The following is an 11,359-nucleotide window of genomic DNA, read 5'->3' on the forward strand; positions in this document are numbered from 1 at the left end:
ACCTAAAAAACCCAATCTTGTGATTGGGTTTTTTGTTGTCTATACTAACGGGTTTTTATGTTGTGATATAAGATTGGGATTTGGGCTGTTGTTTAGAATTTCTGCAAAGATACTTGTTGTTTTTATGTAATGGTTATGCAATAATATATCTTTTTTTGAGGTAATTATGCATTTACGTACATTAAATTTGACGATGTTGGCGATATTGGCTCAGACGGCAATGGCAGAAGAGTTGCCCAATGTTCAATTACCTGCAATGACCATCTATATTGATGAGAAAGCACCAAACGCCACTTATATTTATAATAAATTATCAGACAATAAAACACTCGGTGATGCAGTTAAAGGTATCTCAGGCATGCAGAGTAGTAGTTTTGGTCCGCATGCAGGCTCGCCCGTGGTGCGTAGCTTATCTGGCAATCGAGTTAATATCACAGAGAATGGCATGGTGGTCAATGGGCTAAATGCCATGAGTGCAGGGACAAATGTCGCTTTTGACCCAGTATTTCATCGTTTGGTTGGTGTGCAAAAGTTTAATAATGTCGTAAAAGAAGGTGGTCATGCCATCGGTGGTAGCGTAGAGATTGATGGCGGTCTTGTGCCAAAGTATCTTAATGATGAGCCTGTGGGGCTTGAAGTGCATTTGCAAAAAGGTTTTAATGACATTGACTCGCATGGCATCAAGGCGAATTTTAACAACCAAAAAAACATCAGTGTCAATGTCTTGTATTCTACTCAGCAGTTAGATGGCTACGACATTGTGGGGGCAAGTAAGGCGGGTGTGTGTGATAGTCAATTAATTTCACGTAACCAATACGGGCTTGGCTATGACATGAATTTGGTGAATTCATGTCAACGCCAGCCTGTCATCAAAAGCGAATTTAACATCGCTTCCAAAAAATACTATATGCCCGATTATTATGACATGACAACGGGCAAGATTCATGATAAATACAGCGATTGGGGACTTGAATTGGCAGATGTGTTCACCAATACGCCAAATCCCAGATATAAAGACAATCCCTATTATGTCGCAGGTACCCCCGACAAGGTAGAGAAAGTGGATAAAATTTTGGACATTACCGAAAATTATCATAAGAAGCTAGGCAACAGCGATCTTGAAAATCATCGCTTGGGCGTGGCAGGTAGTTATTTTTGGCAAGGACATGGCAAAAGCAATTACATCGCTTTATCTGCTGATACAAAGCACAGTCGCTATGGACTGCCGGGTTTTTCCATGTCAAATCTAGGAGCAGGGCTTGATTATAAAAGCGGTCAGCCCGTGCGTATTGATGGCACGCAAAATAAACTGGCCGTCGAAGCACAGACACATCATGCTTCGCCTTGGCTAAATCGTATGACCGTTCATGCTGGTTGGGTTGATGAGCGGAGTAAAGAGAATGTGGGGGAGCAGTTGGCTAATGACTACCGTTTTCACACCAGTCAATTTGCCACATCGGCTTATCATCAGCCCCAATCATTTATGTCGGGTGTGGTAGGGGTAAACGGCTCTAAAAGACAGGTTCAAGGAGCGGGCGAATCGGTGTATCTGCCTAATGTGAATACAACAACTTATGGGGTGTTTTTACAAGAAACGCTATCATTTAAGCCTGTGGATTTGACATTGGGTTACCGCCATGAACGTGTTGAACACGATATTGTGGGTGACTTTGCCACACATCGTAACGCCAAGAATACAAAGCTAGAAGGCAGAAAATATGGGCTAGATAGCTATGATATCCAAGCATCTTTTCGTCCGTTTGACCGAGTGGGCATTAAGGCTCGCTATGCCGATAGCCAAAGAGCACCTGACATTAATGAGCTTTATGCATCCAATTTACATTATAGCATCATGGCACACGAAGAAGGCAATCAAAACCTAAAACCAGAGCGGGTAAAAAGCAAAGAATTGTCTGTATCATTTGATGGTTCGGATTTTGATGTAAATGCATCAGTGTATGCAAATAAGTTCACCGACTACATTCATATGGCGTCAAGTGGGGCGATTACAGGTGGAGCGAGGATGCCATTAAAATACTGGCAACAAAATGACGTTCAGGTAATGGGTTTTGAAGTAGATGTGAGTCGAGATTTTGATTTGGGGCGTTATGGCAGTATGACGATATCGTCATTTGCTGATTTGGTTAAAAACAAACATCTAAATGCTGGTGAAGTGGCTTTACATAACGACGGTATCTATATGCCAAATATGCCAACCAATCGCTACGGACTTGGGGTGAAGTGGCAGTATCAGGATTGGCAAGTGGGTATTAATGGTGTGTATTATGATGAGCCGCGTTATCAAAACGCCAAAAGCGAGACAGCACTACCTGCCTACACACTTATCAGTGCAGATGTGAAAAAAGACGTGTATTGGTTGGGCAGTCCGATGACGTTGCGTTTTGGTGGTACAAATTTGCTTAATGAGGATGCTCGCCCGCATAACTCACCCTTGCGTTATATCGCCCCGCTACCTGCCAGAGCTTTTACCGTTGGTGTCACAGCACGATTTTAATGACAAAAAACGCACTATCTCGGTGCGTTTTTTATTGTAAAAAATTTGGGAAATTTGTCAAAACAGAGTACAATAGAGATTATTTTACGATTTATTGTAATCATTTATTTTATCGGAGATTTTTATGTTTAACAAAAACGAATTTATTGGGCTACTGCTTGATTATGGCGTTTTAAAATTTGGCGAATTTACCCTAAAATCAGGACGTGTTAGTCCCTATTTTTTTAATGCAGGGCTATTGTCAAGCGGTAAGGCATTGGATATGCTCTCAAACGGCTATGCCGATATTTTGGCAGGGCAGTTGGGCGATAATCCCACAATTTTTGGGGCGGCGTACAAGGGCATTCCTTTTGTGGCGACCACCGCTCAGACCCTATGGCGTTCGCATGGCATTGACACCGCTTGGGGCTATAACCGCAAAGAAGCCAAAACGCATGGCGAAGGGGGCAACCTTGTCGGAGCGGATTTGTCAGGCAAATCGGTGTGGGTGATTGACGATGTCATGACCGCAGGGACGGCTGTGCGTGAAGTGGTTGAGATTTTAAGGAATGCAGGGGCGAGCCTTGCGGGGATTGTCATCGCCCTTGACCGTAAAGAGCGTGGGCAGGACGAGCGTTCGGCAGTAGAGCAAATCAAAGATGATTTTGGCGTGCCTGTGTTTGCCTTGGTGGATATTGATGATATTATCACCTTTTTGCAAGACAAAGGCGAGACCGAGCATTTGGCAAAAATGCAAGCCTACCGTGAGCAGTATGGCGTATAGGGGGCGTTATGGCGGTGGTTGAAAGAACGTTTGTGATTGATGAAAGTATTGCCAAGCAGTTGGACGAGCTTGTGCTTTTTGATGAGCAGTCAGAGTTTGTCAGCGAAGTGCTTGCCAAACAAATTTATCAAATCAACAAGGAAAAACTGCTTAAAAAAATGCAAACGCTACGCCAGTCTGACAAAGTACCTGACGGCATTTCTACCACGGATATGATTTATCAGTTGCGACAAGGCGGACAGGTGTGAAATCTTATTTTGCTGATAGTGTGGTGATTGATGCCAATGTTTTTGTCAAACTGCTACACGCCGAACATGACAGCCCGCTAGCCTTTAAGTTTTTGGATTATTGCATTGCTCACGATATTTTAATCGTTGCTCCGACACTTTTTGATTATGAAGTTATCTCGGTTTGCGTGCGATTGCACATTGAGTTAAATGAGATATTGACGTTACTCGCAGCTTATCGGGCGACCAATTTGGTGTTACAAGTGCCTGACTTTGACGACTGGCAACTGGCGACCAAAATCTGCCAAGACGGCAATGCCAAAAGTGGCTATCCGTCCATGTATGACGGCATTTATCAGGCAATGGCAATCAATCGCAACATCACGTTTGTCAGTGCCGACACTCGCCATATCGCCAAAGCCAAAAAGCATGGCAATGTCTGTGCGTTGGCAGATTGGCGTGGTATTTTTTAAAATTTTTAACTGGAAAATCTGATGAAAAAACTTAACTTTCTTATCGTCATGGACGATATTGCCACCATTAACTACAAAAAAGACACCTCCCTTGCCATGATGTGGGCGATAGCCGAGCGTGGGCATGGCTTGGCGTATTGTAGCATTCATGATTTGTGGCTTGATAAGGGCGAGCTGTGCGTGGATAAACAGGACGTGGAAGTCTTTAAAAATCCTGATGATTTTTATAAATTGGGCGAAAAATCAACCGTCAAAGCCATCGAATTTGACGTGATTTTGATGCGTAAAGACCCGCCTTTTGACATGAATTTTTTGTACGCCTTGCACCTATTAGAATACGCCAAACGGGCAGGCGTGCTGGTGGCAAACGACCCAAACTCGGTGCGTGCGTGTAACGAAAAGCTCTTTGCCACGCAGTTTGGCGAGCTCATGAGTCCGACCATTGTTACCGCCAAACAGTCGCACATTCGCTCGTTTATTGATGAATATCAAGACGTGATTGTCAAGCCGCTTGACGGCATGGGTGGTATGGGGATTTTCCGTTTGACGGCAGATAGCCCCAATATCGGCTCAACTTTGGAGATGTTGACCCAATTAGGAACTTTGCCTATCATGGCTCAAAAATACCTGCCCGAGATTAAAGACGGTGATAAGCGAGTGTTGATTGTTGGTGGCAGGGTTGTGCCGTTTTGTTTGGCTCGTATCCCGCAAGGGGGCGAGACTCGGGGCAATCTGGCGGCGGGCGGACGTGGCGTTGCCATGCCACTGACAGACACCGAACGAGCCGTTGCCGAAAAAGTCGCCCCTACTTTGGTGGAAAATGGCTTGTATTTTGTGGGGCTTGACCTTATCGGGGCAAAAATTACCGAGATTAACGTAACTTCGCCAACGTGCGTGCGTGAGATTGACGAGCAATGTGGCACAACCATTGCGGTGGATTTTATTGAGTTTATTGAAAATTTGGTAAAATAAGTTGTGGTTGATTTATTATGATTGTGGGGTAAATTGCAATTTACTCTAAGGAAATGCCACGTGGGCGTGTTCATCACGCCCTTACTAACTGCGGTAATTTTCATCAAATCATCATAAACCATTCACAAAACCGTCATAAAAAGCTCGTATCCTATGCGTACTTTGATAACTTTTGGAGTACGCCATGCCATTGCACAGCAACACCGACCTAGACCACGATGACGAAATCATCGAAGACTCAAACCCGACCGACAACCCCGAATTTGCCAATATGCTCATCAAAAGACGCTCCATTTTAAAGGGTGGGGCAGGGCTTATCCCTGCAAGTTTCTTTAGCTCATTGCTCCTTATGGGCTGTGCCACAGGAGAAGGCACGACAACAATAGCAACCAATGGGGCAGGCAAACGCCCAACCGCCCTAAAATTTACCGCCGTTCCCCATTACACAGGGGGCGACATGATTGTGGCGGACGGCTACCGTGCCGAGCTGATTTTGCCTATGGGAATGCCCATTGTCAGCGGACTTGGCGAGTGGACGGACGACCGTATGGTAGTGGGCAAATCTTTTAAATACCGCATGGGCGACAACCATGACGGAATGTGGTTTTTTGGCTTAAAAAACGGCAGTGACGCCCCCGATGTGTCCGAACGGGGACTGCTTGCCATGAACCACGAATACACCAACTCAAACCTAAATCCCATTGAAAACTACTCCGACCAAGACGACACCGCTCCCAAGATTTCTCAAAAAAGACGACTTGCCAATGACGTTCGCCGTGAGATTCACGCTCATGGTGTGTCGGTGGTGGAAGTCAAACGCACGCCCACAGGTTATGAGCTCATCAAGGATTCACCCTTTAACAAACGCTACACCAGTGGCACGCCAGCCCAATTGTCAGGCGTGGCAAAGGGCAGTGAATTTGTCAAAACACGCCTTGACCCACAAGGCTTGTCGAGCGTGGGTATTAACAACCAATGCGGGGCAGGGCTGTCGCCTTGGGGGACGTATTTGACGACCGAAGAGAATTTTTTGAACGTGTTCGCTCGTGGGGCGGATAAGGACATCATCGGCGACAAAAACGACAAACGCCTTGCCCGATATGGCTTAAAAGAAGACACGATAGGCGACCCTGCGTACAGTTGGCACACGCCAAAGGACGGACAGGCAGGCGAGTTTGACCATTGGGACATCACCGCCAAGGCAGGCAAAACCGCCACGGACGATTATCGCCATACCTTTAACACCTTTGGCTATATCACCGAGATTGACCCTTTTAATCCAAAAGCAAAAGCGGTCAAACGCACAAGTTTGGGGCGGTTTGCTCATGAAAACTGCGCCTTTGCCCCACCAAACGAAGGCGAACCGCTTGTGTTTTATATGGGCGATGACGCTCGGGGCGAGTACATTTATAAATTTGTCTCCGATGCCAAATGGACGAATGCCGATGTGGGCGGTGGGCTTGCGGTGGGCGATAAATATCTGGATAAAGGCACGCTGTTTGTGGCGGTGTTCCACGATGACGGCACGGGGCAGTGGCGTGAGCTGTCCAAGAAAAATCCCATGCTTGCCGACTTTGAGAACGATGCCGAGATTGCCGTGTTTGCCCGTATGGCAGGCGATAAGGTGGGAGCGACCAAAATGGACAGACCTGAATGGGTGTCGGTAAGCCCTTTGACTCGTGAGATTTATGTAACTTTGACCAACAATTCTAAGCGTAAAGAAGAAGACGTGAACGGAGCCAACCCTAGAAGTTATGACGGCAAGGGCAATCAGCACGGGCATATCATTCGCTTTGCCGAGACGGCAGGGGGCGTAGGTGGTACGTTTGTTTGGGATATTTATCTGTTTGCATCTCCCCATGACAAGCACGAGCAAAACCTATCAGGCTTGACCGCCGAGAATGACTTATCGTCCCCTGATGGGCTGTTTTTTGACCCCCGTGGCGTGCTGTGGATTCAGACCGATGACGGGGCGTACACCAAAACGACCAACTGTATGCTACTGGTAAGTCTGCCAAACCACATCGGAGACGGGGCGAGCCTGACCACAAGCACAGGCAAAACCACCCACATGGGGGCAAAAGCCACGCCCGACACGCTAAAACGCTTTTTTGTCGGACCAAAAGGGTGTGAAGTAACAGGCATTACCATAACCCCTGATTGTAAGGCGTTGTTTATCAATATTCAACACCCTGAGGGTACATTTGGGGCGGTGGCAGGGGGCAAAACCCCACGCTCTGGCACGGTGGTGATTACCAAAAAAGACGGTGGCGTGATTTTGGCGGAGTTGCTGGAGGGGTAGGGATTCCTGCCTTTTAAACGGATATTTTCATTGTACACGCTACTTCAGACTCAACTTTTGTATTTGCAATGAAAAATAATCCGACCAATGAATTGTATAAGTTCTTAAATTAAGTGGTTGAATGACAGTTTTTCATACAGAAACATCGCTTTGTTTCTAAAATATTTCTATAATAGAATTATCTCTTACAATTGAACCAGAGAGAATCATTATTTAAGAAGAGTGCTAAATCCTGCCTTTAATTTTTGTAACTTTGGCGGGATGGCAAAGTTGCAATAACCTTGGGTGGGGTTTTTGGCAAAAAAGTTCTGATGATAATCTTCTGCTTGATAAAAGGCTGGGGCTTTTTCCACGCGTGTGACCACGTTAATGCCGTCTGCTTTTAGCATGGCGATTTTGTCGTTGATGATGGGTAAATCCGCTTCATCAGTATAAAAAATCACAGACGCATACTGCGTGCCAATGTCATTGCCCTGACGGTTTAGGGTGGTGGGGTCGTGCATGGCAAAGAAAATACCCAAAATGTTTGATAAATCAATGACCTGCTCATCATAAACAACCTTAACAACTTCCACATGCCCTGTTTGTCCACTGCACACCGATTCATAATCTGCCGTCTCTGCTTGTCCGCCTGCATAACCACTGGTCACAGAATCAACACCTTTGACCGCCAAAAATACTGACTCGGTACACCAAAAGCAACCGCCCCCTAGGATAATCTCTTGCATAATCACACCTTTAATTTATGAAAAAATAGATTAATAGTGGTAGAATAGCACATATTTTATAAAAGTCCAACGACCCATGCCACACAGCGATCATACCCCCAGTCCGACCATTAACTCAGTCATTAATACTGGTGCGGACACACTGTTTACCACGCCCCTTGACAAACACGCCCGTTTTAGCTTTGATGAGCAGGTGGTGGCGTGCTTTCCTGACATGATACGCCGAAGTGTCCCTGGTTATGGGCAGGTGCTTGCTATGTTGCCGATTTTTGCCCGTCGTCATCTGGGACATCGCCAACACAAAAACGGCAAAAAAATCAGCCGTGTCTATGACTTAGGCACATCGCTTGGGGCGGTGCTGTTTGCATTGGCAGGCGAGTTTGGGGCGGATGAAGTGGAGCTTATCGGCATTGATAACTCGCACCCCATGACCGAGCGTGCCACTGCCTTGTTGGGTGAGCATTATCCTAATCATGACATCAGTATCATCTGCGATGACGTCAATGAGATGGCACTTTTAGAATGCGACATGATTGTGCTGAATTTGACTTTGCAATTTTTACCGCCTGCCAAACGGGCGGAACTTTTACAAAAATGCCATGACGCATTGGCGGATGGGGGGATTTTGATATTGACCGAAAAAGTGCATTTGCTTGATGAGCAAAATGACGCATGGCAAGTTGAGCGGTACTATGACTTTAAGCGTGCCAATGGGTACAGTGAGCTTGAAATCAGTGGTAAGCGAAATGCCTTAGAAAATGTACTTATCACGGACAGCGAATATCAGCACAGCGAGCGACTGACGGCGGTGGGTTTTGCCAGACAGATGACGTGGTTTCGCTTTTTAAATTTTATCTCTATCATTGCTTTTAAATAAAGCCTGTATTTATTTTATCTTACAAATCATTGATGGTTTTAAAACCCATTTACAAGATAAATTGTAATCGCCCTTATTGCTAAAAATACACCAAATTTTAACTTTTACATGAATAACTGATGACTACCATTGCCGATTTTGAAAAAGATTTGTATCTGTTTTTATTAAACATTGCCAAAAACAACCCAGTCGCTCATGAGTGGCTTGCTCATCTGCCGACATGGCTTGGCGATGTCAAGGACAAATCCCGCTACGCCCACGCTCCTTATTATGCGTCCGCCATTAATAAACTGCCTGACGTTCATCCTGTGGCGACAGATTTGACCGATAAAGTCGCCATCACGCTGGGCGGTGATTGGCAAATGGGCGAGTATAAAAAAACTACAGCACTGCTAAAAACACTCATGCCGTGGCGAAAAGGCCCTTTTTTTATCGGTTCGGATAACAAACTCATCCATATAGACACCGAATGGCGGTCGGATTGGAAGTGGCAGAGAGTTGCTCCGCATTTGGATTTGTCAGGTAAGCGAGTGTTAGATGTCGGTGGTGGTTCGGGCTATCATGGCTTTCGCATGCTCGGGGCGGGGGCGACGTCGGTGGTGGTCATTGACCCGTCGTGCTTGTTTTATCATCAGTTTATGGCAATCAAGCACTTTGTGGGGGCGTGTGACGTGCATTATGTGCCTGTGGGACTAGAAGTGTTGCCATCTGGGGGGTGGTTTGATGTTGTGTTTAGCATGGGGGTGCTGTATCATCGCTCATCGCCCTTTGAGCATTTGGAGCAGTTAAAGGCTCAGCTACGTCACGGTGGCACGCTCGTCCTAGAAACGCTCATCGTTGATGGCGATGAACATACCACGTTGGTGCCGTTTGAGCGTTATGCGATGATGAATAACGTGTATTTTTTGCCGAGCGTGCCTGCGTTGACAAAATGGCTTGGCAAGGTGGGTTTTGTTGATGTGCGTTGTGTGGATATTGATGTAACCAGCACTGATGAACAGCGTGCGACCGAGTGGATGAATTATCAGTCATTGGTGGACTTTTTGGATAAAGATGATAAGACCAAAACCGCCGAAGGTTATCCTGCCCCCAAACGGGCGGTGATGATTGCCAAAAAGCCCTAATGCAATTCCAAAAATTTAATAGGCTTCTTTCCAACCCCCGATTTTTATAGATTTTTAAAAACTTTAACCCCAGTGTTTATAAGGGGTTGTTTTTAGTTTGGAAAGAGGTTTAATGTTTTCATAAAGATACCCTTAATTTTGAAATGGATTACAAGTGTTGCACCTAGAAGTTTAAAAAAATCGTTAGACTTCCAACCAATACGAGAAAATTTGTGATATCTACAAACAGTAGAAATTTAAAAGGTCGTTAGACGCGTCGGCTGGATTATGGACGAAGGTAATCTACAAACAGTAGAAATTTAAAAGGTCGTTAGACGGTAGCGTTAGCCCCCTTAGATTGTTCGATCTACAAACAGTAGAAATTTAAAAGGTCGTTAGACGGTCTTTACCTGCATTTACAACATCAATCTACAAACAGTAGAAATTTAAAAGGTCGTTAGACTTATAGCAGATTAAGGGCGATTATCAAATCTACAAACAGTAGAAATTTAAAAGGTCGTTAGACATGATTATGTGTACACCAGCATTGAGATCTACAAACAGTAGAAATTTAAAAGGTCGTTAGACTCAAAAATCATTTTGTAAATATTTTTATGATCTACAAACAGTAGAAATTTAAAAGGTCGTTAGACGAAAAGCACTCGGTCATTGGCGACCTATCTACAAACAGTAGAAATTTAAAAGGTCGTTAGACATCCTGTCATTGGCTTTGTCTATAGAATCTACAAACAGTAGAAATTTAAAAGGTCGTTAGACTTTTCTTAGCTCATCAATACTCAATTATCTACAAACAGTAGAAATTTAAAAGGTCGTTAGACAACCTTTTGGGGCTTGTCAAGCTAATTTTATCTACAAACAGTAGAAATTTAAAAGGTCGTTAGACTCGTTGGTGCTAGGTCATACAACGGACAATCTACAAACAGTAGAAATTTAAAAGGTCGTTAGACTGTTGCAAAGGTGTGCAAGGATCCTGATCTACAAACAGTAGAAATTTAAAAGGTCGTTAGACCTGCTCGCTGTACCGTTCGTCATCATAATATCTACAAACAGTAGAAATTTAAAAGGTCGTTAGACCAAGCGGAAGAATATTATGCGTACAGAATCTACAAACAGTAGAAATTTAAAAGGTCGTTAGACTTGAGTGGTTAGCTATACATATACAACAATCTACAAACAGTAGAAATTTAAAAGGTCGTTAGACACAAACTGGCATAGTGCGTCAGTGTAATATCTACAAACAGTAGAAATTTAAAAGGTCGTTAGACGTAAAAACCGACTCAACATACAAAATATCTACAAACAGTAGAAATTTAAAAGGTCGTTAGACCTAACTCCGACACATACAAGAGATTGGCTATCTACAAACAGTAGAAATTTA

General features: G+C 44.6%; 9 protein-coding genes and 1 CRISPR repeat array (1 of these 10 only partly in view). Of the genes, 8 read left to right on the forward strand and 1 reads right to left on the reverse strand.

Annotation, left to right across the window (positions count from 1 at the left end):
- Positions 1–166 precede the first annotated feature (166 nt).
- The 6 genes from LP107_RS03130 to LP107_RS03155 all read left to right on the forward strand — a co-directional run bounded on the left by LP107_RS03130 (position 167) and on the right by LP107_RS03155 (position 7,252).
- Positions 167–2,515: a TonB-dependent receptor domain-containing protein gene (locus LP107_RS03130; RefSeq protein ID WP_112742565.1), complete on the forward strand. Its 2,349-nt coding sequence runs from the start codon at positions 167–169 to the stop codon at positions 2,513–2,515.
- 124 nt (positions 2,516–2,639) lie between these two features.
- On the forward strand, positions 2,640–3,278 hold the full coding sequence (gene pyrE, locus LP107_RS03135; protein WP_078273913.1) for an orotate phosphoribosyltransferase: 639 nt from the start codon (positions 2,640–2,642) through the stop codon (positions 3,276–3,278).
- A gap of 8 nt (positions 3,279–3,286) precedes the next feature.
- Positions 3,287–3,526 (forward strand): hypothetical protein, encoded by a 240-nt coding sequence (locus LP107_RS03140; RefSeq protein WP_078273914.1) that lies wholly within the window; start codon positions 3,287–3,289, stop codon positions 3,524–3,526.
- Entirely contained in the window at positions 3,523–3,978 is a 456-nt protein-coding gene (locus LP107_RS03145) for a type II toxin-antitoxin system VapC family toxin (protein WP_112742564.1), read from the forward strand. Before LP107_RS03140 ends, LP107_RS03145 begins: the two co-directional genes overlap by 4 nt.
- Before the next feature lie 21 nt (positions 3,979–3,999).
- Complete coding sequence (gene gshB, locus LP107_RS03150) at positions 4,000–4,950, forward strand: glutathione synthase (RefSeq protein ID WP_112742563.1); 951 nt, start codon at positions 4,000–4,002, stop codon at positions 4,948–4,950.
- 184 nt (positions 4,951–5,134) lie between these two features.
- A complete protein-coding gene (locus tag LP107_RS03155; RefSeq protein WP_264675952.1) occupies positions 5,135–7,252 on the forward strand; it encodes a PhoX family protein in 2,118 nt (705 codons plus the stop codon).
- Positions 7,253–7,461: 209 nt separating this feature from the next.
- Here LP107_RS03155 and msrA read toward each other — a convergent pair whose 3' ends face one another.
- Positions 7,462–7,980, reverse strand: coding sequence for a peptide-methionine (S)-S-oxide reductase MsrA (gene msrA / locus LP107_RS03160; protein ID WP_078273918.1), 519 nt, complete (start codon positions 7,978–7,980; stop codon positions 7,462–7,464).
- Positions 7,981–8,056: 76 nt separating this feature from the next.
- On the opposite strand from msrA, the gene cmoA reads away from it, so the two are divergent.
- On the forward strand, positions 8,057–8,857 hold the full coding sequence (gene cmoA, locus LP107_RS03165) for a carboxy-S-adenosyl-L-methionine synthase CmoA (RefSeq protein ID WP_078273919.1): 801 nt from the start codon (positions 8,057–8,059) through the stop codon (positions 8,855–8,857).
- A 119-nt stretch (positions 8,858–8,976) separates the two neighbouring features.
- Complete coding sequence (gene cmoB / locus LP107_RS03170; RefSeq protein ID WP_078273920.1) at positions 8,977–9,981, forward strand: tRNA 5-methoxyuridine(34)/uridine 5-oxyacetic acid(34) synthase CmoB; 1,005 nt, start codon at positions 8,977–8,979, stop codon at positions 9,979–9,981.
- Between the two features lie 217 nt (positions 9,982–10,198).
- A CRISPR array of direct repeats spans positions 10,199–11,359; the repeat unit is 36 nt; unit sequence ATCTACAAACAGTAGAAATTTAAAAGGTCGTTAGAC; it runs 1,167 nt beyond the window's last position.

Source organism: Moraxella bovis (assembly GCF_025985205.1).
GTDB classification, from domain to species: domain Bacteria; phylum Pseudomonadota; class Gammaproteobacteria; order Pseudomonadales; family Moraxellaceae; genus Moraxella; species Moraxella bovis.

Coding starts and splice junctions, on each gene's coding strand:
- msrA (WP_078273918.1), bottom strand. CDS start 7,980: ATGCAAGAGATTATCCTAGGGGGCGGTTGCTTTTGGTGTACCGAGTCA.
- cmoB (WP_078273920.1), top strand. CDS start 8,977: ATGACTACCATTGCCGATTTTGAAAAAGATTTGTATCTGTTTTTATTA.
- LP107_RS03130 (WP_112742565.1), top strand. CDS start 167: ATGCATTTACGTACATTAAATTTGACGATGTTGGCGATATTGGCTCAG.
- pyrE (WP_078273913.1), top strand. CDS start 2,640: ATGTTTAACAAAAACGAATTTATTGGGCTACTGCTTGATTATGGCGTT.
- gshB (WP_112742563.1), top strand. CDS start 4,000: ATGAAAAAACTTAACTTTCTTATCGTCATGGACGATATTGCCACCATT.
- LP107_RS03140 (WP_078273914.1), top strand. CDS start 3,287: ATGGCGGTGGTTGAAAGAACGTTTGTGATTGATGAAAGTATTGCCAAG.
- LP107_RS03155 (WP_264675952.1), top strand. CDS start 5,135: ATGCCATTGCACAGCAACACCGACCTAGACCACGATGACGAAATCATC.
- cmoA (WP_078273919.1), top strand. CDS start 8,057: ATGCCACACAGCGATCATACCCCCAGTCCGACCATTAACTCAGTCATT.